Genomic DNA, 24,615 nt, shown 5'->3' on the forward strand with positions numbered 1-24,615 from the left:
AAGGGGTCGATATGCTCGGCTCAAGGCCGTCGGGACCGGCGACGGGACCGCATTCGACCAGGTTGGGAGCGGTGACGTGAGGGAGTCGGACGACGACGCCCGCGGCGGCGCCGGGCAGTCGCCCCCCGCGCAGGCCCCTGCCGACGCCACGCGCGAGGGACGACCCGGCGCCACGCGCAAGGCCCGCCCGACCATGGCGGACGTGGCACGGGCCGCCGGTATCTCCACCGCCCTGGTCTCGATCGTGATCCGCGGTGTCCCCGGCGCCAGTGACGAGACCCGCCGGCGCGTGCTGCGGATCGCCGACGAACTGGGATACGTCCCCGACCAGCGCGCCCAGAAGCTCCGGCGGTCCAGTTCGCGGGTACTCGGCGTTGTCTTCGAGCTCCAGCAGCCCTTCCACGGCGACCTCGTCGAGCACCTCTACGCCGCCGCGGCACGGCACGGCTACGAGGCGGCGATCAGCGCGGTGGCCCCCAGCCGTGCGGAGTCCACGGCGGTCAACGCCCTGCTCCGGGAGCGCTGCGAGGCCGCCGTCCTACTGGGCAGCCGCCTGTCCGACGAGGAACTCGAACGCCTGGCCCGGCGGCTGCCGACCCTCCTCGTCGCCCGCCGCAGCGGACTGGCGAGCGTGGGCTCCGTCCGCGGTGACGACATGGTGGGCATCCGGCTCGCGGTCGACCACCTCGTCGGCCTCGGTCACCGGCGGATCGCGCACATCGACGGCGCCGGCGCCCCGGGCAGCTCCGACCGCCGGCTCGGCTTCCTCCAGGGGATGGCGGACCACGGGTTGGCCGATTCCGCCGACGTGCTCGCGGGCGGCCTGACCGAGGAGGCAGGCGCGGAGGGCATGCGCTACCTGCTGGACCGTCGGGTGCCGCCGCCCACGGCCGTGATCGCCTTCAACGACCGGACGGCCACCGGCGTTCTGAACGTCCTCGCGCATCGGGGCCGCAACGTGCCCGGGGAGATCTCCGTGGTCGGCTACGACGACTCGCGGCTCGCGAAGATGCCCCACGTGCAGATGACCACCGTCTCCCAGGACGCGGCCGGCATGGCGGACGCCGCCGTGACCGCCGCGCTGGACCTGATCAAGGGCGGCACCCCGCAGGAGACCGTGCTCACCCCCCGCCTGGTGGAGCGCGCCACGACCGGCCCGGCGCCTCGCCGCGACCCCCTCCTATAACGTTCTAGGACAGATGTGCGGACTCGCCGCTCCGGCTCCCGGCAGCGGTTCGAATATCAGGTCACAATTGGTGATCATTCGGACGCGGGAGGTCAGCATGTCCATGTTGCTCATCACCGGCTCGTACGGGGTCCTCGGCGACCGGCCCGACGGAGACACCGTCCACTTCACTCCGCACGACCCGGGGTTCCTGTGCGAGGTCCCCGGCGGGCATCGCGTCAAGCGGGACGAGAACGGCGGGGCCTCGCTCCGGCTGGACGGGATCGACGCCCTCGAGACCCACTACAAGGGCGCCGGACCCGATTACGTCCACCAGCCGCTGGGCCTCGGCGCGCATGCCGCCAGGGACGAGCTGCTGAGCTGGCTGGGCTTCACCGACGTCGTGCAGGACGCCGAGGAGACGGTCACGGCTTCGACCCCGAAGACCGTGCCCGGCTACATCCTCACCTCCGGTGCCGACGTCTACGGCCGCTGCGTCGCGCTGCTCGGGTGCGGCGCCCCGCCGCAGGTCGGCAATCCCCCGAAGCCCGCGAGGAGCGGCGCCCGGATCGACGTCACCGTCGACATGCTGCACCAGACCGCCAATCACCACCTGCTCTCCCTCGGCCTGGTCTACCCCACCTTCTACAGCGACCTCCCCCAGGTGCTGCGGTCGGACATGGCGGCCACCACGCAGCAGGCCAGGGCGGCCGTGGCCGCCAACGGCGTCTGGGCGCACGACGTGACGATCAGCGGCGTAAAGGTCGAAAGCCTGGCGTCGCTCACCGAGGATCTGGTGATCGTGCCCAAGCTGTTCCGCCGCGTCGCCGACTACATCCGGCTCTTCGGTCCCTCCCTCGCCTGTCTCCCCGCCTATCTGGCCGGCGGCGCGGACGAGTTCTTCGTCCCCGGCCGGCGCGACAGCATCGTCGGCCTCCAGCACGTGGTCGAGGTCACCAACGGCACGTTCCGGATGACCCGCCCGATCGAAGACCTCGTCTTCGTCGAGAAGTAGGGAAGCAGGAGCGACGCCCGCGCTCATTTCGGCCCTCCTCGCGGAGCGCCCCGCACCGCTCTGCCCACCTCCGTGCGCAGTGCCACGAATCCGGGGGAGCTGCGGGTGGTGATCTGGTCCCGGTCGGACGGCAGGGCGACCGGGAGGTCGCGGACGACCCGGGAGCCGGGGCCCGGGGAGAGGACGACGACGCGGTCGCCGACGTACACGCTCTCGTCGATGTCGTGGGTGACGAAGACGATGGTCGTGTCGTCGGTGCGATGGACCTGGAGGAGGAGGTCCTCCAGGTCCTCGCGGGTACCCGCGTCCAGGGAGCCGAACGGCTCGTCCATGAGGAGCAGGGAGGGCCGGCAGACGAGGGCGCGGGCGATGGCGACGCGTTGCTGCATGCCGCCGGAGAGTTCCCTGGGGTGACGGCGGGCGGCGCCGTGCAGTCCGACGCGTTCGAGGATCGTCTCGGCCTCGGCGCGGCGGGCGGCGCGGGTGAGGCCCCGGCGGCGCAGCGGGAGGGCCACGTTGTCGTGGACGGTGAGCCAGGGCAGGAGCGAGCGGCCGTACTCCTGGAAGACGACCGCGAGGTGGTCCGGTACGCCGGTGACCGGTGTGCCGTCGATCGTGACGGTGCCCTGCTGGGCGGGCAGAAGTCCGGCGATGGTGCGCAGCAGTGTGGACTTGCCGCATCCGGACGGGCCGACCACGCTGAGGAGCTGGCCGTCGGGCACGGTCAGGCTGATGCCGTCCAGGACGTGCTGGTCGCCGAAGTGCCGGCTGACGGAGTCGAGGCGCAGCATCCCCTCACCCGGTCCCGGTGTCGTAGAGGGTGTCCGTGCCGTCGGCCACCGCGACGTGCAGGAGGAAGGGGCCGGCGTCGTCGCCGCGGCCCAGGGCGTGATCCAGGGCGGCCGGCAGCTCGCCGGGGTGCTCGGCGCGGGCCGCGGGGCAGCCGAAGGAGGCCGCGAGGCCCGCGAAGTCGATGCCCGCGATGTCCGTGCCGGGGACGGGTGCGACCCCGATGCGGCGGCCCAGCGCGCGGACGGCCGAGTAACCGCCGTTGTCCAACAGGACGTAGGTGACCGGTGCCGTGTGGCGGGCCGCGGTCCACAGGGCCTGCACCGAGTACAGCGCCGAGCCGTCCCCGACCACGCACACCACCCGGCGCCGGTCCGCGAGGGCCCGGCCCACCGCGAGCGGCAGGCCCCAGCCGAGCGCACCGCTGCCCGTGGTGAGGAAGCCGCCGCCGGCCTCGACGGGCACGCGCGCGTGCAGCGTGTCCCGGTGGCTCGGCGCCTCCTCGACGAGGACGCGGTCGCGTGGCAGCCGGGTGTGCAGGAGGTCGAAGAGCAGGTCCGGGGTGACGGGTCCGTCGGCGCGGGCCGGGGGCGGTGCCGGGCGGGGCGGCGGCGGGGCGCGGTCGGGGTCCCGGAGCAGTCCGGCGAGCCGCGCCAGCGCGGGCCGCAGGGTGGTGACGATGCTGGTGCCGGTGGGCAGCCAGGCGGCCTGGGCGGGGTCGCAGTCCAGGTGGAACAGTTCGGTGCCGGGTGCGAGCGGCGGGCCGCCGTCCGCCACGTGGTAGGTGAACAGCGGTGCTCCGAGGGCGACTACGACGTCGTACGGCGCGAGACGCTCGGACAATCGGCGGGCGACCGGTGGCAGGAAGCCCTGGAAGAGGGGGTGTGTCTCGGGGAAGCCGGAGCGGCCGGAGAGGGGGCTGATCCACACGCCGGCGCGGAGCCGCTCGGCGAGCGCGCGGACCGGTTCCAGCGCGTCCTCGTCGTCCACTCCGGGACCGACCACGAGTGCCGGGCGCGCGCAGGTCGCCAGCCGGGCGGCGAGCGCGGCCAGGACGTCCGGGTCGGCCGTGAACCCCGAATGCACGGTACGCGGGGTGACGGGCTCGGCGGGCCGGTCCCAGTCGTCCTCGGGCACGGACACGAAGACCGGGCCGCGTGGTGGCGTCATCGCGAGCCGGTGGGCCTCGGCGAGCGCTGCCGGGACGTCCTCGGCCCGTTCCGGCTGGCGCGCGGACTTCACGTACGGGCGCGGGAACAGGGCCGGTTCGTCGGCGCCGAGGAACGGCCGCAGCTGGAGCAGCGAGCGCGCCTGCTGACCCGCCACGATCACCAGCGGCACCCGGTCGCGGAAGGCGTTGAAGACCGCGCCGAGCGCGTGCCCCACCCCGCCGGCCGAGTGCAGGCTGACGAACGCGGCCCGCCGGGTGCCGAGCGCGTGACCGGCCGCCATGCCGACGGCGACGGACTCCTGCAGGCCCAGGACATAGGCGAAGTCGTCCGGCCAGTCGCGGAACATCCGCAGCTCCGTGGAGCCCGGATTGCCGAAGACCGTGGTCATGCCGGTGTCGCGCAGGAGTCGTACGACCGCCTCGCGCACCGTGGTCGTCGTCATGCCGTCCTCCCTGCGGGCCGTCCCTGGCCGACGAACCGCTTCTCGACCGCCAGCAGTCCGGTGTTGAGGAGATACCCGAGTGCGCCGAGCAGCAGCAGCGCCGACCACACCGTGAGCAGGTCGGAGCGGGTCTGGGCGTCGGTGAGCGTGAACCCGATGCCGTCGGCGCTGCCCGGCAGCAGCTCCGAGAAGACCATGAGGATCAGGGACAGGGAGAGGCTGAGCCTCAGTCCCGCGAAGATCCGGGGCAGTGCCGAGGGCAGGATCAGGAACCACAGCCGCTCGGGCGCCGTCAGCCGCAGCACGGCCGCCACCTGGAGCCGCAGCGGATCGGTGGCGCGGGCGCCCTCCGCCGAGTTGACCAGCACCGGCCACACGGCGCCGAACACGATCGACGCCACCTGCATGGGCGTACCGACGTCGAAGACGACGACGAACACCGGCACCAGCGCGGGCGGCGGCACGGCCCGCGCGAACTGGAGCACCGGGTTGCACAGCGCGTACGCCCGGCGTGAGCGGCCCACCGCGATCCCCAGGGCGATCCCTGCGACGGCGGCGAGTGTGAAGCCGGCCGCCATCCGGCCCAGACTCGGCAGGATGGTGCCGACGGCGTCCGAGGTGAGGAACAGCCGGTGGGCGGGGCCCGAGAACCACAGGTCGCGGGCGTGCCGGGCGATCCGCAGCGGCGGCGGGAAGTACACGTTGTGCCGGGCCCGGGCGGCCGCCTCCCAGCCGAGGACGGCGCCGAGGAACACCGACCAGCGCAGGAGGAAGGGGACGGCGGCGGCGCGCGGCGACGGCTGTGTCTGCGGCTCTGCCTGTGGACGCGTGCGCGTCTGCGGCTGCGGCTGCGTCATGGGCGGCTCCGCCGCAACTTCGCCGCCTGCGGGCGGGGTTCCCGGGTCCAGGCGAACAACCGCCGCTCCGTGCCGACCAGTACGCCGTTGATCACCAGCCCGATGCCGCCCGCCCACACCACCCCGGCCAGCACGTCCCGCGTGCCGTCGGTCCCGCTCTGGGCCTGGGCGATGAAGATGCCGAGGCCCTGGCCGAAGCCGGCGAGGATCTCCGTCGCGACGGCGAGGATCAGGGCGACCGCGGCCGAGATCCGCACGCCGGCGGCGATGAACGGGGCGGTGGCCGGGAGGTCCACCCGCAGCAGCACCGCGAGCCGGCCGAACCCGAAGGCGCGCAGGGTGTCCTTGGCCAGCGGGTCGGTCTCGCCGAGGCCGTAGACGGTGTTGAACAGCACCGGCCACAGCGAGGCGTAGGCGATCAGCGTCACCTCCGTCTCCGTGCCCGCCCCGAGCAGCAGGGACACCAGCGGGATCAGCGCGACGGACGGCAGGGGCCGCAGGAACTCGATCACGGCGCGGGCGGCGGCCTCCACCACCGGCACCGTGCCCAGCAGGAGTCCCAGCGGCACCGCGAGCGCGCAGGCGAGGCCGAGACCGAACGCCCACGCCCGCAGGGTCACCCCGACGCCGTCGAGAAAGGCCGGTTCGCCCGCCAACCGGACGGCGCGGACGAGGACTTCGGATGCGGGCGGCAGGTAGCTGCGCCGGACGATCCCGGCGCGGGACACCGCCTCGCAGATCCCGAAGGCGGCCGCCGCGCCGAGCAGGCCCAGCAGGAGCTCCTGGCGCCGGGTCACGTCACGCCTTGTTGTTTCACGCCTTGTTGTTTCACGCCTTGTCACTTCACGCCTGGTCATTTCGCGCCGGGCCATGTCACGCTCGGTCATTTCACCAGCAGGGGTGCCGGGTCGATGTCCTTCGTCAGCAGTCCCTGGGCGCGCATGAGCCGGACGAGCCGACGCAGGGCGGCCGGATCGGCGGTCGGCGGGTAGGCCGGGAGGTGGATCGACCTGGCCTGGTCCGAGGTCACCTTGGTGTACTCGGGCAGCTCGGTGCGCACCGCCGCCGGGTCCCGGTCGGCCAGCTCGGAGGCCGCCTCGACGGCGCGCCGGAAGCCCGCCGCCGCCTTCGGGTTCTTCTTCACGAAGGCGGCCGTGGTGATGTACCCGCTGGCGGGCAGGCCGTTCGCCGGCCCGGAACCGGCGTCGAGCAGCACCCGCGCGCCCAGTTCGCCCTGGATGGCCGTGTCGAAGGGCTCCACCGCGTGTACGGCGTCCACCTGGCCCCGCTGCAGGGCCGGGCCCATCTGCGGGAACAGGATCTGCCGGTAGACGGGCCGTCCGGCGTGCCGGGCGTCGAGGATCGCGTTCAGGGTCAGGGACTGGATGTTGTTCAGGACGGCGACGGCGACCTTCTTGCCGGCCAGGTCCGCGGGGGACTTCAGGGCGGAGTCCCTGGGCACGAGGACGTCCATCATGTGCGGGGAGATCCGCACGCCCTCGGCGAGGATGCGCAGGTGTAGGCCCTCGATTGGAATGTCCCGTTCAGTTGTGGCGACCTGGGTGTTTGTGGTTTGTCTCATGTGTGGGCCAGGGCATCGTGTCTCGCGAACTTGGCCTTTCGGGGCCGGCCGAGGGCTGGGCGGACTAGCCGGTGAGGCCGTTGCGGTAGGCGTGGATGACGAGTTGGACGCGGTCTCGGGCGTCGAGTTTGGTCAGCAGCCGGGCGACGTGGGTCTTCACCGTGCCTGCGCCGATGTACAGCCGTTCGGCGATCTCGGCGTTGGTGAGTCCTTCGGCGACGAGCAGCAGCACTTCGCGTTCACGGGTGGTGATGGCCTCGGGCGGTTGCGGCGGTTCCTGACCGTGTGGTGGCTGTGTCGGCCTGTTGACGTATGCCGCGATGAGTCGTTTGGTGACGCGTGGCGCGAGCAGTGCCTCGCCCTGGGCGACAGTGCGGACGGCGGACAGCAGGTCGAGGGGCGGTGCGTCCTTCAGGAGGAAGCCGCTGGCCCCGGCGCGCAGTGCGCCGAAGACGTACTCGTCCAGGTCGAAGGTGGTGAGCATCAGGACACGTGCGTGGCCGGCGGTGGTGATACGGCGGGTGGCTTCGATGCCGTCCATCTCGGGCATCCGAATGTCCATCAGGACGACGTCGGGCCGGTGTTCGGCGGCTGCCGCGACGGCGTCCCGGCCCGTTGCGACGCTGCCGATCGACGTGAGGTCCGGGGCGGTGTCCACGATTCCGGCCAGGCCGATGCGGATCAGCTGCTGGTCGTCGGCGACCAGGACCCGGATGGTCACGGCCGTTCCGGCGCCGCGGCGGTGGGCTGTGCCCCGTCCAGGGGGATGCTGGCCCGTACCCGGAAGCCGCCGGTCGCGGCCGGTCCTGCCAGCAGGGTGCCGCCGTAGAGGGCGAGGCGCTCCTGCATTCCGGTCAGCCCGCGCCCGGTGCGGCTCGGGGCCGGCCGGATGCTGCCGTCGTCGGTCACCGTGAGGGTGAGCTCGCCGGGACCATACGCGACGGTGACCTGCGCGGTGCTCGCGTCGGCGTGCTTGACCACGTTGGTCAGCGCCTCCTGGACGATCCGGTACGCGGCTGTCTCCAGTCCCGGGGGCAGCGGTCTGGCGCGCCCCGTGACGGCGAGGTCGATCCGCAGGCCGGGGCGCCGGGTCCGTTCGGCGAGACGGTCCAGGTCGGCGAGTCGGGGGGCGGGGGCCAGGGCCGGGTTGTCGGTGCCGTCCCCGTCATCCCCGTCATCATGCAGCACACCGAGCATGCGGCGCAGTTCGACGAGGGTCTCCCGGCCGGTGGTCTCGATCGCCTCCAGCACGTTGCGCGCGTCCTGGGGACGGTCGTCGAGCACTAGGCGGCCGTAGCCCGCCTGGACGGAGATCACGCTCATCGAGTGGGCGATGCCGTCGTGCAGTTCGCGGGCGATGCGCAGCCGTTCCGCCGCTGCCTCGCGATCGGCGCGGTCCTGTTCCTGGCGCAGCAGCGTGTGCAGATACCGGCGCCGTTGGCCGACCGCGAAGCCCACCGCCCAGGCGACGCCGTAGAGCAGCGCGAAGGGCACCACGGCCCCGGTGTGTTCGAACCTGGGCAGGCCGGTGGAGACCGCCATCACCAGGGCGGCGGCCAGGGCGGCTCCGGCAGTGCGGGCCGGGCGCAGGGAGGTGACGCAGAAGAGCGCGAAGGCGAGCGGCACTCCGCCCCAGAAGATCGCCTGCGGATGCCACGGCGCCATTCCGCACACCGCCAGCGACAGGACTGCAAGGCCCTCCGGCCAGTAGGGCCGGAGCAACTGCGGGGCCGCACGCGACTTCCGTTCCACGACCGGAGCGTATGCGCCTCCGGCCCCGCCCACATCGTCCGCGGGACCTATGCCGTACGGCAGACCCGGCCCCGAAAAGACCTGCCCGCAGGCAGACGAATCGCCTCCCCCCGCCCCGGCACCGTAATGCACGTGATTCGATGCGAACACCTCACCAAACGCTTCGGCCGCAAGGCCGCCGTCGACGACCTCAGCTTCGAGGTCCTGCCCGCCCGTGTGACCGGCTTCCTCGGCCCCAACGGCGCGGGGAAGTCGACCACCATCCGGGCCGTCCTCGGCCTGGACACCCCGGACGCCGGCCGCGCCCTGGTCGACGGCGTGCCCTACCGCCAGGCCGAACAGCCGCTGCGCCGGGTAGGTGCCCTCCTGGACGCCGGGGCCGTCCACCGGGGCCGTACGGCGCACGCGCATCTGGCCGCGCTCGCCGCCACCAACCACATCCGGCGCGGCCGGATCGAGGAGGTGCTCGCCCTCACCGGCCTCACCGACGTCGCCCACCGCAGGATCGGCACCTACTCGCTCGGCATGAAGCAGCGCCTGGGCATCGCCGCCGCCCTGCTCGGCGACCCACCGGTACTCATCTTCGACGAGCCCGCCAACGGCCTGGACCCGGAAGGCATCCGGTGGATCCGTAACCTCATGCGGTCGCTGGCCGCCGAAGGACGCACCGTCCTTGTCTCCAGCCACCTGATGAGCGAGATGGCCCTCACCGTCGACCACCTTCTCGTCATCGGACGAGGACGTCTGCTCGCCGACGTCCCGATCACCGACTTCGTCCCGGCCGGCGCCTCGCTGGAGGACGCCTACCTCCACCTCACCGAATCCGCCATGGAATACCGCACCGAAGGGACGGAACACTGATGCCCACCGCACTGACAGGCGCCATGGCCGCCGAGGTCATCAAGCTGCGTTCCCTCCGCTCGACCTGGATCACCGCCCTCATCGCCGTGGCGTTCGGCCTGGCGCTGAGCCTCACGGACGTGGCGCACACCGCCAGCGCGTGGTCGCACATGACGAGGGCCGACCGGGCCCAGTTCGACCCGGTGGGCGACTCGCTCTCCGGCTTCGCCTTCGCCGTCCTCGCCTTCGGCGTCCTCGGCGTGCTGGGCGTCAGCAGCGAGTACACCACCGGACTGATCCGCACGACGCTGACCGCGACACCCCGGCGCGCGCTCGCCTACACCGCCAAGACCCTCGTCATCGGCGGATTCGCCCTGCTGCTGGGCGAACTGACTGCGTTCACCAGCTTCTTCATCGGACAGGCCGTCCTGGCCGAGCAGCACCTTGGCGTCGGCCTGGGCACTCCAGGCGTGCTGCGCGCCGTGTCCTGCGCCGGGCTCTACCTGTTCGTCGTCACCGTCGTGGGCTACGGTCTCGGGGCCGTCATCCGGCACACCGCCGGAGCCATCGCCGCACTCTTCGCCCTGGTCTATCTCGGCTACGGCGCAGCCAAAGCCGTCGAAGGCTGGTCCTACCTGCCCAGCAAACTCATGCTGAGCAACGCCGCGGACGCCCTCGGCCAACTCCACCCACACCCCCTCCACCCGGAACGCACCCCCTCCCTCCCCTTCGCCCTCTTCGACCTCGCCCTCTACCTCACACTCGCCCTTGCCTGCGGAGCCTGGCGCTTCACTCGCGACGCCTCATAGACGCTCCATCCGATCCGCGGCAGACGTTGATGAGAGCTTTTAATTCACGAAGCCTCATCAACGTTTCCGGCCCTCACGGCAGACCATCCCCAGCGGGACCCAGAGCGTGGCAGCGCCGCAGAGCAGGATCAGCAGCCCGACACGTAAACGATCAAAACAGAGTGCGTCCCATCGCTCTGTCCCTTGGGCCGGACAAAGGCCATCGTCAATGAGAAAGGGACATGCGAAGTCGGAGGCTACAGCAGGTCCAGGGTGCCCTTCTCGTACGCCTGGAAGTAGGTGACGTAGTTCGCGCTGGCGATGACGTCCACCTGGCCCTTGAGCAGGGCGGGCAGCGCCTGGATGCTCTGCTGGACGGTCTGGATGCGCACGTCCAGGCCCTCCTTGGCGAACAGCCCGCGGTCCCGGGCCAGATAGAGGGCGGCGGAGTCGGTGAGCGGCAGTGCCGCCACGGTCAGCTGCTGCCGGCCGTCGTCCGAGTGCGGTGTGCCGCCGCTATCGCAGCCCACCAGGATCAGCGCCGCGGCGGCGACGAGCCCGGCGAGGCGCTTGGTTCGCGAACGTGCTCGACGTAATCGACGTGAAGGCATGTCGGCATGCCTACCCGAAATTGTCATGATCGCTACAGACTCGGGGGGGTTTCGGGGTCTTCGGAGAAATTCGAACCGAGCGCCGGGGAGCCGCGCACGCCGGGCGAGGGGGCGTACAGCAGGGGCGTGGGGGCGTGCGGCCGTGACCGCGACCACGCCGGTCGTCCGCGGGGGGCTCCGTCGGGCGCCGCCGTCGCAGGGGCTCCGGGAAAAGAGCCGAGCACCCCACCGCGCGGCGCTGACCAGGCGGTACGGCATCGCCTGCAGCACACGGCGGCTCCGGCCGCCACCCGGCGCCGGCGCGTCCGCCACGCCCGGCTCTCGAGATGCGGCCATCGGCTGCTGCTGGCTACGCTCTCTGGGTGGCCGGGTGACGACGCCCCGAGGCCATGGCGCAGCGGCCGCCCCGTCCCGCCCCCGGAAACGAAGAATTCCGCAGTCCAGGCCTCTGCAGTGTTCACGCCTCCACGGGAGGAAGGTTGCGATGAGGTTCACTCGCATGCGCACGCGCACAGCAAAGGCCACGGCGACAGCCCTGGTCGTCATCGCGTCGGCGCTGGCAGGTACGGCGCCGCAGAGCCACGCACAGGACGCGTCCCCCAGCCCCTCGGGCACCTTCGGCAACGGCTGCGCGGGGCTCGCCCAGAAGGCCAGCACGGCCAAGGACAAGGTCGTGGAGGCCGCGGCCGCGTATCCGCAACTCAGTCATCTGGTCTCCGCCGCGGTCAGGGCGCATCTGAACGGCGCCCTCGACGAGAAGCCCGACATCACCGTCTTCGCCCCCAACGACCAGGCCTTCCAGTCGGTGACCGTCGCACAGTTCGCCTCGTTCCTCGCCGACCAGGGGCAGTTGAAGAAGGTGCTGACCTACCACGTCGTGGACCAGCGCATCACCCCGGACGAACTCTCCCACGGCTCCTTCAAGACGCTGGAGGGCAGCAAGCTCACCACGTCGGGCTCGGGCACCGACTTCAAGGTCAACGGCAAGGCGAACATCGTCTGCGGCAACATCCAGGCAGCGAACGCCACGATCTACGTCATCGACCAGGTTCTCCAGCCGCCGTCCTGACTCCGCTCCCGGAGCCGCGTACTCCGGCAGACCACCGGCGTGTTCGCTCCGGTGGGGCCGCTCGGACCGAACGGCCCTGCCGGACCGCGGAGTTCAGCGGTGGAGCCGGTCGAAGCGGAAGGGGGTCAGGGCCTCGGGGCGGCGGCCGGTGAGGACGTACCGGGTGAGGTTGTGGCCGGTGACCGGGCCCAGGGTGACGCCCAGCATGCCGTGGCCGGTGGCCGCGTAGGCGTTGTCGTGGCCCGGGACGCGGTCGATGACCGGGAGGCCGTCGGGGAGGAAGGGCCGTCCGCCGACCCAGGGGTCGCGGATCAGGCCGACCAGGTCGTCGGGGTCGTCGAACCAGCGGCCCAGGTAGTGCCGGCTGGCGAGGGCGACGGCGACGATGCGGCGCCAGTCGAGGCGGTTGTTGTTGCCGCTGAGCTCCATCGTGCCGCCGATGCGCGTGGTGGTGCCGATCGGCGAGGCGACGGCCCGGCGCTCGCCGAAGTACAGCGTGTGCCGGGGCGCCGGGTCCAGGTCGACCGAGAAGCTGTACCCCTTGCCCGCCTGGAGGGGCAGCGGATGGCCGAGGCGGCTCAGCAGGGCCGAGGACCGCATGCCGGCCGCGATGACGACGGCCGCGCAGGGGATGTCGCCCTGGGTGGTGCGCAGCGCGGTGACCCCGCTCCCGGAGGTGCGGAAGCCGGTGGCCTCCGCGTTCTCGTGGAGCTTCACCCCCGACGCGGCGAGCCTCTCGCCGAGCGCGCGGGCGAACGCCTCCGGGTCGACCACCCCCTCCCCCTCGACGAGGTACGCCGCGCGCACCGCGTCCGACAGCGCCTCGTCCAGCAGTCGCGCCGCGGACCCGGTGACGACACCGTCGGGGAGCGGGTAGCGGCCGTCGGCCATCTCCCGCTGGACGGCCAGGTGGTGGCGGGCCTCGGCCGGGGACAGGAAGGCGTGCACCATGCCGGGGCGGGTCAGGGTGGTGTCGACGCCGGCCGCGCGCAGGCCGTCGAAGAGGTCGAAGGTGTCGCGGTTCAGCTCGGCGATCGCCGCGTAGCCGCGCTGGAAGGCGGCCGGTGTGCTGCTGCGCCAGAACCGCCACAACCACCGTACGAACGCCGGATCGGGCAGCGGTCGCAGGTACAGGGGCGAGTCCGGGCGGCCCAGTGAACGCAGGGCATAGCGCACGACGCCGGGGGCCGGGACGGGCGTGGAGTGGCTGAGGCAGACCCAGCCCGCGTTGCCGCGGGAGGCTCCCGAGGCCAGGCCGCGCCGCTCGACGACCTCCACGGGGACGCCGGCCTCGGCCAGGTAGTAGGCGGTGCACAGACCCACCACGCCGCCCCCGACCACCACCACGGGACCGTCGCCGCCGGGGCCGGGCGTGCTGGTCATGACGCGGATCCGTACGAGGCGAGGAACTCCCGGGTCCGGGGCTGGGCGGGGTTGTCCAGGACGTCCCGCGGCCCGCCCTCCTCCACGATCCGGCCGCGGTCGACGAAGACGACGTGGTCGGACACCTCGCGGGCGAAGGGGAGCTCGTGGGTGACCAGCAGCATCGTCATGCCGTCCGCGGCCAGTTCCCGCATCACGCTCAGCACCTCCCGGGTGGCCTCCGGGTCGAGGGAGGAGGTGGGCTCGTCGAAGAGCAGCACCTCGGGCCGGAGGGCGAGGGCCCGGGCGATGGCGACGCGCTGCTGTTCGCCGCCGGAGAGCTGCTCGGGCTGGGCGAGCGCGCGGTGGGCCACACCGACCCGGCGCAGCAGCGTGACGGCGCGCTCCAGCGCCTCCTGCTCGGGGACACCGGCCTTGCGCTGGGCCAGTACGACGTTCTCCACGGCGGTGAGGTGCGGGAAGAGGTTGAACTTCTGGAAGACCATGCCGACGGTCCGGCGCAGCCGGGGCAGGTCCCGGCAGACCTTGCGGCCGCCCTCGTGCACGACTTCGCCGGCCACTTCGACCGTGCCCGCGTCCGGGGACTCCAGCAGGTTGACGCACCGCATCAGCGTCGTCTTCCCGCCTCCGCTCTGCCCGATGACGCTGACGATGCTGCCCCGGCCGACCTCCAGGTTCACGTCGTCGAGGACCGTACGGCCGTCGAAAGCCTTGCGGAGACCCCGGATGCGTACGACCGCCTCGGCGGGGGCCGGCGCGACGGTGGTGTGCGCGGTGGTGACGGGCTCGGTCATACGACCGCCTCCTTCTGGTCAAATCCCGCGCCGGGGCCGGCGGCCGGTTCGGCGGCGAGCAGGGCGCGGGCGGCACGGATCCGCCGCCGTCGCCACGGGGACAGCGGGACGCCGGCCCGTACCTTCCGTTCCAGCAGCAGGAGCAGCTGGGAGAGGGGGTAGCACAGGACGAAGTAGACGGCCGAGATGACCAGGTAGACCTCCAGCGCCCGGAAGGTGGCCGAGGTGATGAGCCGTCCCTCCGACATCAGCTCGGCGGCGGAGATGGTGACCAGCAGCGAGGTGGACTTCAGCAGGTCGACGAGCATGGTGTTGGTGCCGGCCAGGGCCAGCCGGACGGCCTGCGGCAGGACGACGTGGCCGAAGATGCCCGCCCGGCCCAGGCCCAGCGCCTCGCCCGCCTCCGTCTGCCCGGCATGCACCCCGCTGATCGCGGAGCGGAAGATCTCGGAGAGGTAGGCGGCGTAGAAGACGACGAGGCTCAGGCAGCCGGCGGTGAACACGTCGAGCCGGATGCCGGCCGAGGCCAGGCCGAAGTAGGCGAGGAAGATGATGGCGAGGAGGGGGACGTTCTTGAACACCTCGGTGTAGACGGCGGCGAGCGCCCGTGCGGGCCACACCCGGCTCAGCCGGAGCAGCGCCACCGCGAGGCCGAGGACGACCGCGCCGGCGAAGCTGACCACGGTGTAGGACACGGTGCGGCCGAGCGCGGCGGTCAGGTCGGGGCGGTAGTCGGACCAGGGGACCTGGAAGAAGCCGGACATGTCATCCCTTCACTGGCCGCTGGAGGCGATGGTCGGCGGGGCCCAGTCGGCGGGCCGGTCGACGCCCCGGCGCGCGGCGGCCATGTCGGCCGAGGGCCTGAGGAACTGCTCGGGATCGCCGCCGTACTTCTTGATGAGCTTCGCCAACTCGCCGTTCCGGTACATGGCGTCGATCTGCGCGGAGATCGCCTTCTCCAGCTTCGGCTCCTGCTTGGGGAGGTAGAAGCCGGTCTGGTACGGCTGGAAGTAGGAGTACGCGGGCTTGGCCTTGACCTGCGCGGCGGTGGGCGGGGTGAGGTACTCGGTGCTGATCTTGAGGTCCGGGCGTTCCTTCTGGGCCGCGATGATGAGCAGCGGGTCGAGGAAGCCGACGTCGATGCGGGAGGCGCCGAGGTCGTCGAAGACACCGTTGGCGTCGGGGTAGGCGTGCAGCTTGGCGCCGGGTACGGCCTGGATCGACTTGACCCAGACGTAGCCCTCCACCGTGCCGAGGTTCAGGTTCTCGAGGTCGTCGACCGTCGTGTAGGTCTTGCCGTCGCGGACGGCCATCGCCGGGGGCGAGTAGTAGGGCGGGTCGGTGAACAGGCCCTGCTTCTGCCGGTCGGCGGACCAGGCGACGCCGCCGATGGTGATGTCCACCCGGCGGGACTGGACCCCGGCGAGCATGCCGGCGAAGTCCGTCACCTGCGGTTTGATCTCCAGGCCGAGCTTCTTGGCCGCGTAGGCGAGGATGTCGCCGTCCAGGCCGACGATCTTGCCGCCCTGGACGGTGGTGTACGGCGCGTACGGTTCGACGGCGACCTTGATGACGCCGGGCGTGAGGGTGCCCAGCGCGGCGGTCTTGGCGGAGACGTTCTTCGGAGCGTCGTCACCGCCCGAGCCGCAGGCGGCAACAGAGGAGAGCAGGAGGACAGTTGACAAGGAGGCGGCGACGGAGCGCACACGGATCATCGGCACGAGCCTTCCGTTCCGGCTGAGGGAGCCCGCCGTTCACCGCGTTGTGCCCCCGGCGGGGAGGTGATTGGGGCCATACGCTAAGGAGCGGCCCGTCGTACGTCACCGGTCACTTCGTACACAGTTGTGGCTGGAATCGATCCCTCCCCTGTACGGTGCGTCCAGGCCCGGACCGCCCCGCGACGGGAGGAACGCCCGTGCTGAGCCCGTCACTCGCGCAGGAGATCGCCGGGGACACCTCCGCCGTCATCGGCTTCAACGTGCTGATCACCGATGCGGAGGGCATGGTCATCGGCAGCGGCGACAGCAGCCGCGTCGGCACCTTCCACGAAGCGTCCGTGCAGGTCATCCGCAGCCAGGAGGCCGCCACGCACAACGCGTCCCAGGCTCAGCAGCTGCGTGGGGTGCGCCCCGGCATGACCCTGCCGCTGATCGCGGGCGGGCAGGCCGTCGGGACGGTCGGGATCACCGGGACGCCGGCCCAGGTCCGGCGGTTCGGGCTGCTGGTGAAGCGGCAGACGGAGATCCTGCTGCGGGAGTCCGTGATGCTGCGCTCCCGGCTGCTGGCCGAGCGTGCCGGCGAGAAGCTGCTGGCCGACATCGCCGCCTACGATCCCGAGGTCGTGGAGGGCGACTTCCTCGTCTTCCGGGCCGCCGAACTCGGCTTCGACCTGCGGCTGCGGCGGGTCGCGGTGGCGTTCGAGGTGACCGTGCCCGCCACGGCGGCCCACCGCCAGGGCGCCTCCACCCTGGCCCTGGTCCGTTCCGAACTGCTGCGCACGGTCGGCGAGGTCTTCGCCGACCCCCAGGACATCATCGCCGCCACGGCCCCCGGCTGGATCGGCGTCCTGCACCGGCTGCCGGCCAACGGGTCCACGGAGTCCCTGGCCGCCGAGTGCCGGCGGGTCACCGACGTCATCGCCGCCCAGGACGGCCTGGCCGCCCGCGCGGGCGTCGGCGAACCGGCCACCTCCGTCGGCGGGCTGCACGACTCCTACCAGGACGCGTGCGAGGCGCTGCGTCTCGGCACCCGTGTGGCGGACGGGGCCGCCGTCCACCTCATCACCGATCTACGGGTCCACCAGGTGCTGACCGCGGTGAGCCAGTCGGCCCGCAACCGCCTGCTCGACCTCACCACAGCGGACCTGCGCAGCCAGCCGGACTGGCCGGCGCTCCGCGACACGATCACCGCCTGGTGCGAGAACGGGTTCAACCTCGTCAGGGCCGCCGGGGCGCTGCACGTCCACCGCAACACCGTCGTCTACCGCATGAACAAGATCGAGCAGATCACCGGCCGCCCGCTGCGCGAACACCGGACCACCATGGCGCTCTACCTCGCCTGTCTGGCGGACCAGTTGGGCGGCGCCGCCGACTCCCCCGCGCGACGACGCGGCAAGGGGAGAGCAAAGCCCTAGCAAAGGGCGGCCGGGTGCCGTCACCGCACTGATCAGCATCGAATGTGACTTCGACCAAATGCTTTGCATTTCACTCGTGGAATGCCTAGCCTCCAAGTGTACGAAACGGTTTCGATCAGTTAGTGGGCCGACGGCCCCCGGGGCTCAGGAAGGAGGTGTCGTCGGATGGGCACTCCACAGACAGCTGCGGAAACCGGGGCGACCCGCTGCCGGCAGTGCCGGGGCAAGCCCCGGCCGGTCGCCTTCACCGGGGCCCGCAGGGACGTCGAACTCGCGGAGCCGAGGACGCCGCGGAAGATCGCCGACCGGGCCGTCGCCCGCGGCGAGATCCCACCGGACTCCCCCACGGCCGCCGGCCTCCCGCACTTCCTGGACACCGTGATTCTTCCGGTGCTCGCCAGCACATGATCCACTCGCTTCCGGAGAGCCCCCACATGTCATCCACTTCCGTCGACTCCGTCGACGCGCCCGCCGGCGTCGCACCGGCCCAGTCCTCGTCAGCCCGCGGTGCCAGACACCAGGCACCGCACCGGTGGATGGTCCTGGCCGTGATCGGCCTCGCCCAGCTGATGGTGGTGCTCGACTCGACGATCGTGAACATCGCCCTGCCGTCCGCCCAGCGGGACCTGGGCTTCTCCAACGACGGCCGGCAGTGGGTGGTCACCGCCTACTCGCTGGCGTTCGGTTCCCTGCTGCTGCTCGGCGGCCGGCTCGCGGACTTCTTCGGCCGCAAGACCACCCTGCTGATCGGCCTGATCGGGTTCGCCGGTGCCTCCGCGATGGCCGGCGCCTCGCAGAACCTGACGATGCTGATCGTCGGCCGGGCGGTCCAGGGCGTGTTCGGCGCGCTGCTCGCGCCCGCCGCGCTGTCCCTGCTGACCACGACCTTCACCGATGCCAAGGAACGCGCCAAGGCATTCGGCGTCTACGGTGCGATCGCCGGCAGCGGCGGTGCCATCGGCCTGCTGCTCGGCGGTCTGCTGACCGAACACCTGAACTGGCGGTACACCCTCTACGTCAACCTGCCGATCGCGGTCGTCGCGGTGATCGGCACGGTGGTGTTCGTCCGCCGGCCCGCGAAGGCCGAGCGTCCCCGGCTGGACACGCTGGGCACCGTCCTCGCCGCGGGCGGCATGTTCTCGGTGGTGTACGGCTTCGCCAACGCCGAGACCCACCCGTGGGGCAACTGGATGGTGTGGGCCTTCCTGGCCGCCGGTGGCGTGCTGCTGGCTCTCTTCACGTTCTGGGAGACCCGGACCAGCCATCCGCTGCTGCCGCTGCGGGTGCTGGCCGACCGCAACCGCGCGGCCGCCTACCTCTCGGTGTTCGTCACCGGCGCGGGCATGTTCGGGATCTTCCTGTTCCTGACCTACTACCTGCAGGAGACGCTGGGGTACTCGCCGGTCAAGACCGGCCTGGCCTTCCTCCCGATGATCGGGGCGCTGATGGTGTTCGCGCAGCTGGCCACCATCGTCGCGGTGCCCCGGATAGGCGCCAAGCCGATCGTCCCGGTCGGCGCGCTGCTCGCGGCCGCCGGCATGGTCTGGCTCACCCGGCTCGACCTGCACTCGGCCTACACCTCGGACGTGCTGGCGCCGCTGCTGATCATGGGCGCCGGTATCGGCATGGTGATGCCGCCCGCGATGAGCCTGGCCACCCTCGGCGTCGCGCCGCAGGACCAGGGCGTCGCCTCGGCGACCACCAACACCATGCAGCAGGTCGGCGGTTCCATCGGCACCGCGCTGTTCTCCACCCTGGCGGCGACCTCGGCCACCGACTACGTCAAGGACCACCACCCGGTGACCCCGCTGGTGAAGGCGAACGCCGCGCTGCACAGCTACGCCACCGCCTACTGGTGGGCGGCCGGCTTCTTCGTCGTGGCGGCCGTCCTCGCGGCGGTGCTCTACCGCAAGGGCAGCCCGATGGCCCAGGCACAGGCCGTGGACCACGCCCCCCTCGCCGCCTCCGAGGAGAACGGCGCGGCCGGGGCCGTGCCCCTGGTCCAGCCGCGGACCGCGACCACCGTGGAACTGCCGGATCCGGCCGGCCTGACGGTGAGCGGCCGGGTCCTGGCGGCCGGCGGCGGTGTGCCGGCGCCGGGCGCCGTGGTCACGCTGATCGACCCGACGGGCCGGCAGCTCGGCCATGCCGTCGCCGACCTCGCGGGCCGCTACGCGGTGGCCGTCCCGGCCGCGGGCTCGTACGTCCTGGTCGGCTCGGCCGCCGGACGCCAGCCGCAGGTGGCCACCCTCACGGTGGGCGGCTCCCCGGTCGAGTACAACCTGGTGCTGGCCGGCACCACCGGCATGACCGGCAGCGTCCGCTCCGGCGGCCTCCCGGTGACCGGAGCCCTGGTGGTCGCGACCGACCCGTTCGGCGAGGTGGCGGACTCCACGGTCACCGGCGCCGACGGCGGCTACCGTCTCGGCGAACTGGTCGCCGGGGAGTACGTCCTGACCGTGAGCGCCGCGGGTCACCGGCCCACCGCCGTCGCGGTGACCGTCGGGGACACCGGGGCCGCCCAGGACATCCTCCTCGCTCCGGCCGCCGCGGTCCGCGGCACCGTCCGCGGCCGTAACGGCTCGCCCCTGACCGACGCCCGGGTGGCCCTGCTGGACTCGGCCGGCAACGTGGTCGCCTCCCGCACCACCGGCGAGGACGGCGAGTACGCCTTCCCGGACCTGCCCGGCACCGAGTACACGGTGGTCGCCTCAGGCTACCCGCCGGTGGCCGCCCCGGTCCGGCTGAACGGCACCGGCCAGGACGGCTTCGATCTCTACCTCGCCCACGAGGAGACCGGGCAGGAGGGCACCCGGCAGTCCGGTCCGCTGGGCTGACATCCGGCCGGCGGAACCTCCCCGGCAGAGCCGGGCGCACGGGTACGACACCCGCGGCGCCCGGCTCTTCCGCATGGCGGACCGGTACCGCACGGGATCCGGTGGCCGGATCCCGGTGATGTCCCGGCGGCCGGCGGGAAGGTGGGGCGCGTCTGGGACGCGGGCGATGGAAACGGGCCCCCGAAAGCCCTGGGTCGGCGTCCTGCACCGCCCGCCGGCCCGGCGGCGCTCTGCCTCGCCTGCCTGGCGGACCAGTTGGGCGGAGGCACCGACGCCACCGTACGACGGCGGCGTGGGGGCGCTGAAGGCCGCCGACGAAGAGTCCGGCGGCCCGGGGGCGGTCGACGCGGGATCAGGCCACCGCTCAGGACGTGGTGACCAGGACAACGGCGGCTGCCGCGTCGGCCAGGGCGAACGTGCCGTAGAACAGCCTCATGGTGCGGGACAGGGCGACCACGCGCCATGGAACGGAGTGTGCGTAGCGCTCCACGTCCATGCTGAACAGGGGGACTTGGCCGGGGTCCGGCGCCAGGGAACGGTCGTACAGGGAGCGGAACAGCCGTTCCTGCTCCAGGTAGTAGGTGTCCAGCAGCCAGAAGCCCAAGGTCGTCACCAGGGCAATCACCGCCACGGCCCATCCGGCGCCCCCCGCAGCGACGGTGACCAGGCCCCCGCTGACGGCCATGGCCCAGCTCTTGACCAGGAACGAGTTCGTGCCGAAGCGGGTGATGACGGCCTGGAGCAGTTCGAGGTACTTCACCCTGGCCTCGTCGGGGACCTGCGACACAGTGTTCATTCAGCTGCCTCCGTGGCGTCGGCCGGGTCGTCGTCTCCCCATTGGCGGTTGAGCATCCCGAGGGACTCGTCCAGGCGGCGGGAGAAGTCGTCGGGACGATGCTTGTCGTGTACTCCCCGTGCCTCGGCGAGCAGGTCCAGCCGGATCTTCGGCCCGTCCCCGGACGGTGCCGGCGCGAACGCACCCCGCGGAACGCAGCGGATCCCGGGCACCCGCTCCGGGGGCCATTCGGCCGCGCGCAGCGGGAACTCGAACGTGCCGGCCATGCCCGTGCGCGCCCGTTCCTCCACGAGGCCGGTCGCCGCGTCCTCGACGTGCCTGCGGGCGCCCAGTTCCGCCGCGTCGAGCGAGGCCTTGAGCGCGAACCAGGCCGTGACATGGGCCACCAGCGCCTCCCGTGCCTCGTCGCCCAGCCCGTCGGCGGCCTTCATGCGCTTGCGCAGCGCCTTCTCCGCGGTCTCGGCGCGGACCCGCCGTTCCGTCTCCGCCGCCCGGTCCCGCTTGCGTTTCGCCTTCTCCGCCTTCCGCGTGAGCCTGGCCTCCTCGGCGTCGGCTGCCGCCTCGGGGTCGTGCGAAAGCAGCTTCGTGGCCACGGCAGCGGCGCCGAGAAGCAGCAGGAGCACCACGACGACCGGCTGGAACAGCGCCAGATAGCTGTCGTCGGACTCCTCGGTCGCGATCAGGACCCGCACCACACCGCAGACGACGATGAGTCCGAGGAGGGCCAGGGTGAGCAGCCAGGGGATCACCAGCGGACGCCACCAGTACCGGCCGCCGCGGTCGGCCCCGGCGTCCGCACGGACTTCCCGCACGAAGGCCGTGCGCTCGGCGAGGAACGTACCGGCTGCCAGCAGGCAGACCGCGATGGCCAGGCCGGGCAGGTACGCCAGCCAGTACTGCAACGTGCCCGTGCCGACGTCCAGTACCTGCTGGATCACGGAGCCCATGAACGCGGCGTCGAAGACCGCCCCGGCACCGGTGACGGGCCAGACCAGCCGGCGCCACATCCCCGCGACCCGGGGCCGCCGGGCCGGCACGGTCCGCACCGGCGCGTCCTCCGCGTCGGCGGTCTCCCGCACCACGGCAACGGGCGTCTCCGGTGCGGCCGGCAGCGCTCCCCCGACGCGCCGGAACCGGTCGATCGCCGCGATGGCGCTCTCCACACGCTGCGCGGACCTGACGACAGCCGCGCAGGCCGCACCGAGGCCGGGCCGGTCGTCGGCGAGAAGGGCGTTGCCGGCGCTGAACGCCCCCATCAGTACGGCCCGTTCGCGGCTGTCCGTACGGTCGACCAGGCGGACGGGCGGTGCCTCCTCCGCGTCCTGCCCGCCCGGGCAGTCCTTCGCCGCGCCCAGCACCACACCGTTGCGTGCCGCGCGGCCGTTCTCTGCGTTCATCTGTCCCCCTCACCGGACGACCACGATGTCGACCCGGCGGTCGCACTGCAGTTTCTGTTCCGTCCCGAGGTCCTCCGCCGCTCCGGGGCAGCCGACGGGGACGCCCTTGCCGACGGCGGTCACCCCGCTTACCCCGAGCCGTTCGAGTTCGTTCTTCACGGCGTTCGCGCGGGCCTGCGACAGTGTCCGGTTGTTGGCCGAGCCGCCGCGCGGATCGACGTAGCCGAGGACCCGGACGCGTACCCCGTCCAGGCCCCGGACCTGGACGGCGATCCTGGCCAGCTGAGGAAGGGCGGCGGACCGCAGGACCGGGGAGTTCGGGTCGAACAGCGCCCTGGCCCCGGCCTGCTTCCAGGTGCGCTCCGGGAACTCGACGGCCGGGTCGCCGGGGCGCCGCGGAGACGTCTTCGCGCTGACCGACCGGTCCGCCGCGACCTGGGTCACCGCGCAGTCGGCGGGCTCGCCCGGCGTGGGATGGGCGGCTGCGCAGAGCCGCCGCCAGAGTCCGTCGAGCCAGACCGCCTGCGCGGGCGAGGCCTGGGGCTCCGCGCTCGCCGTCTCCCCCAGCCCCACGAACACGGTTTCCACGGAGGCCAGCGTCCGGGACGTCACCTCCTTGTCGGCCGAGCAGCCCTGCACGATCGCGTCGGTCTCCAGGTTCCCCTCGAAACCGGCGTCCCGCAGATCGGCACAGCCGGTCGTGGACAGACCGTCGGTGAGGACGACCAGCCTGCGTATCCCCTTGCTGCCGGCGAGGACGGTGCCGGCCTCCCGCAGAGCCCCGAGCACGTCGCTGCCACCGCGGACGGGCACCGTGGACTGCGCCTCGGCCACCACGCCCGCGACGCAGCCCGGTACGGACGCGGCGTGCCGCTGCCGGTTGGTCCCGTTGCCTCCGTCGGCGGGCTTCGCGGCCCAGTCGCTCGCGGTCCACCGGACGTCGTGCGCGGTACCGCCGAACGTGGCGACGGACACGGTCCCGACCCCCTCCAGCCAGCGGGGTATCTGCCGTTTGACGGCGGCCGTCTGGTCGACGCCGCCCGATGCCGGGGTCGTACCGCGCACCGACGACGAGGCGTCGACGAGGATCACCGTGTGGCCCTGTTGACCGGGGGACGCACCGTCCCCGGCCTTCCGCATCCAGCCGCAGGCGGCCTCCTCCCGGCTCGGGCCCGACACGCAGCCGGACAGCAGCCCGGCCACGATCGCCGGCAGGAGGAGCGCGGACCCGAAGGTCCTGGCCCGGTGTGCTCTCCTCACGGCGTTCCCTCCGGGGGTTCCGGCGTGTCGAGGATCCAGGAGAAGGGGGTGAGTCCCATCTGCTGGGAGAAGCTGTTCAAGGCCTTGTCGTAGGCGTTGGCGAACTCGAAGAGTCCGATCTGCTCGTGGTTCTTGGTGGCCTGGTCGAGTACGTTGGCCAGGGCGACAGCACCCGTGCGGCGCACGGTCCGCAGGGCGTCGGTCGCGGCGGCGAAGTCGCCGTCGGCGAGGGCAGCGGCGAAGGGGACCAGGAACTGGCGCTGCGCCGAGGTGAGTTCGCCCGACCTCTCCAGGGCCGCGATCACCTGGAGCCATTCGTCGGTGAGTTGCCTGGCGTGTGCCGCCTTCAGCAGTCCCAGGCCCAGGGCCTCCTTCATGGCCTGGGCCTCCAGCCGGGCGGGCCGCATGCGGTCGCGCAGGGCCGGGTCGATACGGATCCGGACCGTGGGACGGCACTTGACGAGTCCCGACTCGTCCTCGTAGCACCATCCGTCGGAGAGCTCGGAGTTGATCAGCTTCTCGGCCCTGACCGGGTCGACGGGGTCGCAGGTGCGGGCCAGCGACCAGGACCTCTTGAGGAGTTCGTCGCGGGCTTCGGCCGACAGCGCGCCGGCCCGTCGGCGCAGTTGCTCGACCGACATGTCGCGACTGTGCCAGCGGAAGTGGGGCAACACGTGGAACTCGAAGACGTCGCCCTCCGCCGCGAGCAGCAACGGCTCGGCCGCGGGCGCCAGTTCGGCGTAGGCCTCGGGCCGGACCGGCTCCACGGAGCCGAGTGCGGGTGTTTCCCATTCGGCCACCTGCTCCGATGCGGCGGTGGTCGTCGCAGGCGCGTCGTGCCTGCGACGACGGCGGTCACGCCACCATTCACGCCACCGGGCGAACAGCCCCTTCTTGCGTGCGTTCGTCATCGAGGTATCCCTTCGTTGCGGT

At 72.3% G+C, this 24,615-nt stretch carries 24 protein-coding genes and 1 pseudogene; 9 read left to right on the forward strand and 16 right to left on the reverse strand.

Features of this window, described 5'->3' with window-relative positions:
- Positions 1-76: 76 nt before the first annotated feature.
- Together ACFY6U_RS48435 and ACFY6U_RS48440 are read left to right on the forward strand one after the other, a co-directional pair.
- Positions 77-1,186, forward strand: a complete 1,110-nt coding sequence (locus tag ACFY6U_RS48435; RefSeq protein WP_390049009.1) for a LacI family DNA-binding transcriptional regulator — start codon at positions 77-79, stop codon at positions 1,184-1,186.
- A 97-nt stretch (positions 1,187-1,283) separates the two neighbouring features.
- Positions 1,284-2,180, forward strand: coding sequence for a nuclease (locus tag ACFY6U_RS48440; RefSeq protein WP_390049010.1), 897 nt, complete (start codon positions 1,284-1,286; stop codon positions 2,178-2,180).
- 23 nt (positions 2,181-2,203) lie between these two features.
- On the opposite strand, the gene ACFY6U_RS48445 is transcribed toward ACFY6U_RS48440, so the two are convergent.
- The 7 genes from ACFY6U_RS48445 to ACFY6U_RS48475 form a co-directional block, all read right to left on the reverse strand.
- On the reverse strand, positions 2,204-2,971 hold the full coding sequence (locus tag ACFY6U_RS48445; protein WP_390049011.1) for an ABC transporter ATP-binding protein: 768 nt from the start codon (positions 2,969-2,971) through the stop codon (positions 2,204-2,206).
- 4 nt (positions 2,972-2,975) lie between these two features.
- Positions 2,976-4,583: a benzoylformate decarboxylase gene (mdlC, locus tag ACFY6U_RS48450; protein ID WP_390049013.1), complete on the reverse strand. Its 1,608-nt coding sequence runs from the start codon at positions 4,581-4,583 to the stop codon at positions 2,976-2,978.
- Entirely contained in the window at positions 4,580-5,440 is an 861-nt protein-coding gene (locus ACFY6U_RS48455; protein ID WP_390049015.1) for an ABC transporter permease, read from the reverse strand. Before ACFY6U_RS48455 ends, mdlC begins: the two co-directional genes overlap by 4 nt.
- Positions 5,437-6,237, reverse strand: a complete 801-nt coding sequence (locus ACFY6U_RS48460) for an ABC transporter permease (protein ID WP_390049017.1) — start codon at positions 6,235-6,237, stop codon at positions 5,437-5,439. Before ACFY6U_RS48460 ends, ACFY6U_RS48455 begins: the two co-directional genes overlap by 4 nt.
- 86 nt (positions 6,238-6,323) lie before the next feature.
- Positions 6,324-7,022 carry an ABC transporter substrate-binding protein gene (locus ACFY6U_RS48465; RefSeq protein WP_390049019.1) on the reverse strand — a complete coding sequence of 233 codons (699 nt, stop codon included), beginning with the start codon at positions 7,020-7,022 and terminating at the stop codon, positions 6,324-6,326.
- Positions 7,023-7,086: 64 nt separating this feature from the next.
- Positions 7,087-7,743 carry a response regulator gene (locus ACFY6U_RS48470; protein ID WP_390049020.1) on the reverse strand — a complete coding sequence of 219 codons (657 nt, stop codon included), beginning with the start codon at positions 7,741-7,743 and terminating at the stop codon, positions 7,087-7,089.
- Positions 7,740-8,774: a sensor histidine kinase gene (locus ACFY6U_RS48475; RefSeq protein WP_390049022.1), complete on the reverse strand. Its 1,035-nt coding sequence runs from the start codon at positions 8,772-8,774 to the stop codon at positions 7,740-7,742. The genes ACFY6U_RS48470 and ACFY6U_RS48475 overlap by 4 nt, the downstream gene beginning before the upstream one ends.
- A gap of 126 nt (positions 8,775-8,900) precedes the next feature.
- Between ACFY6U_RS48475 and ACFY6U_RS48480 the strand changes: the two genes are divergently transcribed.
- Positions 8,901-9,635, forward strand: coding sequence for an ABC transporter ATP-binding protein (locus tag ACFY6U_RS48480; protein WP_390049024.1), 735 nt, complete (start codon positions 8,901-8,903; stop codon positions 9,633-9,635).
- On the forward strand, positions 9,635-10,423 hold the full coding sequence (locus ACFY6U_RS48485) for an ABC transporter permease (protein ID WP_390049026.1): 789 nt from the start codon (positions 9,635-9,637) through the stop codon (positions 10,421-10,423). The genes ACFY6U_RS48480 and ACFY6U_RS48485 overlap by 1 nt, the downstream gene beginning before the upstream one ends.
- A 236-nt stretch (positions 10,424-10,659) precedes the next feature.
- Here ACFY6U_RS48485 and ACFY6U_RS48490 read toward each other — a convergent pair whose 3' ends face one another.
- Positions 10,660-11,013 carry an ABC transporter substrate-binding protein gene (locus ACFY6U_RS48490; protein ID WP_390049028.1) on the reverse strand — a complete coding sequence of 118 codons (354 nt, stop codon included), beginning with the start codon at positions 11,011-11,013 and terminating at the stop codon, positions 10,660-10,662.
- Between the two features lie 499 nt (positions 11,014-11,512).
- On the opposite strand from ACFY6U_RS48490, the gene ACFY6U_RS48495 reads away from it, so the two are divergent.
- A complete protein-coding gene (locus ACFY6U_RS48495) occupies positions 11,513-12,082 on the forward strand; it encodes a fasciclin domain-containing protein (RefSeq protein WP_390049030.1) in 570 nt (189 codons plus the stop codon).
- A gap of 93 nt (positions 12,083-12,175) precedes the next feature.
- On the opposite strand, the gene ACFY6U_RS48500 is transcribed toward ACFY6U_RS48495, so the two are convergent.
- The 4 genes from ACFY6U_RS48500 to ACFY6U_RS48515 are packed head-to-tail and all read right to left on the reverse strand — an operon-like array spanning position 12,176 to position 15,974.
- Positions 12,176-13,465 (reverse strand): NAD(P)/FAD-dependent oxidoreductase, encoded by a 1,290-nt coding sequence (locus ACFY6U_RS48500; RefSeq protein ID WP_390049032.1) that lies wholly within the window; start codon positions 13,463-13,465, stop codon positions 12,176-12,178.
- Entirely contained in the window at positions 13,462-14,259 is a 798-nt protein-coding gene (locus ACFY6U_RS48505) for an amino acid ABC transporter ATP-binding protein (protein ID WP_390049034.1), read from the reverse strand. Before ACFY6U_RS48505 ends, ACFY6U_RS48500 begins: the two co-directional genes overlap by 4 nt.
- A complete protein-coding gene (locus ACFY6U_RS48510) occupies positions 14,256-15,023 on the reverse strand; it encodes an amino acid ABC transporter permease (RefSeq protein WP_351484647.1) in 768 nt (255 codons plus the stop codon). The genes ACFY6U_RS48505 and ACFY6U_RS48510 overlap by 4 nt, the downstream gene beginning before the upstream one ends.
- Positions 15,024-15,032: 9 nt before the next feature.
- Entirely contained in the window at positions 15,033-15,974 is a 942-nt protein-coding gene (locus tag ACFY6U_RS48515) for a substrate-binding periplasmic protein (RefSeq protein WP_390049036.1), read from the reverse strand.
- A 200-nt stretch (positions 15,975-16,174) separates the two neighbouring features.
- On the opposite strand from ACFY6U_RS48515, the gene ACFY6U_RS48520 reads away from it, so the two are divergent.
- The 4 genes and pseudogenes from ACFY6U_RS48520 to ACFY6U_RS48535 all read left to right on the forward strand — a co-directional run bounded on the left by ACFY6U_RS48520 (position 16,175) and on the right by ACFY6U_RS48535 (position 20,229).
- On the forward strand, positions 16,175-17,392 hold the full coding sequence (locus tag ACFY6U_RS48520) for a CdaR family transcriptional regulator (RefSeq protein WP_390049038.1): 1,218 nt from the start codon (positions 16,175-16,177) through the stop codon (positions 17,390-17,392).
- A gap of 165 nt (positions 17,393-17,557) precedes the next feature.
- Positions 17,558-17,800 (forward strand): hypothetical protein, encoded by a 243-nt coding sequence (locus ACFY6U_RS48525; protein ID WP_390049040.1) that lies wholly within the window; start codon positions 17,558-17,560, stop codon positions 17,798-17,800.
- 26 nt (positions 17,801-17,826) lie between these two features.
- Positions 17,827-19,332, forward strand: a pseudogene (locus tag ACFY6U_RS48530) (MFS transporter); the annotation flags it as partial.
- Complete coding sequence (locus tag ACFY6U_RS48535) at positions 19,315-20,229, forward strand: collagen binding domain-containing protein (RefSeq protein WP_390049146.1); 915 nt, start codon at positions 19,315-19,317, stop codon at positions 20,227-20,229. The pseudogene ACFY6U_RS48530 and the gene ACFY6U_RS48535, both read left to right, overlap by 18 nt.
- A gap of 364 nt (positions 20,230-20,593) precedes the next feature.
- Here the strand turns inward: ACFY6U_RS48535 and ACFY6U_RS48540 are convergent, their stop codons facing one another.
- Genes ACFY6U_RS48540 through ACFY6U_RS48555 form a run of 4 tightly spaced genes read right to left on the reverse strand, consistent with a single transcriptional unit; the run spans position 20,594 to position 24,593 of the window.
- Entirely contained in the window at positions 20,594-21,025 is a 432-nt protein-coding gene (locus ACFY6U_RS48540; protein ID WP_351484654.1) for a hypothetical protein, read from the reverse strand.
- Complete coding sequence (locus ACFY6U_RS48545; protein ID WP_390049042.1) at positions 21,022-22,422, reverse strand: hypothetical protein; 1,401 nt, start codon at positions 22,420-22,422, stop codon at positions 21,022-21,024. Before ACFY6U_RS48545 ends, ACFY6U_RS48540 begins: the two co-directional genes overlap by 4 nt.
- A gap of 9 nt (positions 22,423-22,431) precedes the next feature.
- A complete protein-coding gene (locus ACFY6U_RS48550; RefSeq protein ID WP_390049044.1) occupies positions 22,432-23,682 on the reverse strand; it encodes an OmpA family protein in 1,251 nt (416 codons plus the stop codon).
- Entirely contained in the window at positions 23,679-24,593 is a 915-nt protein-coding gene (locus ACFY6U_RS48555) for a hypothetical protein (protein WP_390049046.1), read from the reverse strand. The genes ACFY6U_RS48550 and ACFY6U_RS48555 overlap by 4 nt, the downstream gene beginning before the upstream one ends.
- Between the last annotated feature and the right edge of the window lie 22 nt (positions 24,594-24,615).

This window comes from Streptomyces sp. NPDC013157 (assembly GCF_042899865.1).
Lineage (GTDB): Bacteria > Actinomycetota > Actinomycetes > Streptomycetales > Streptomycetaceae > Streptomyces.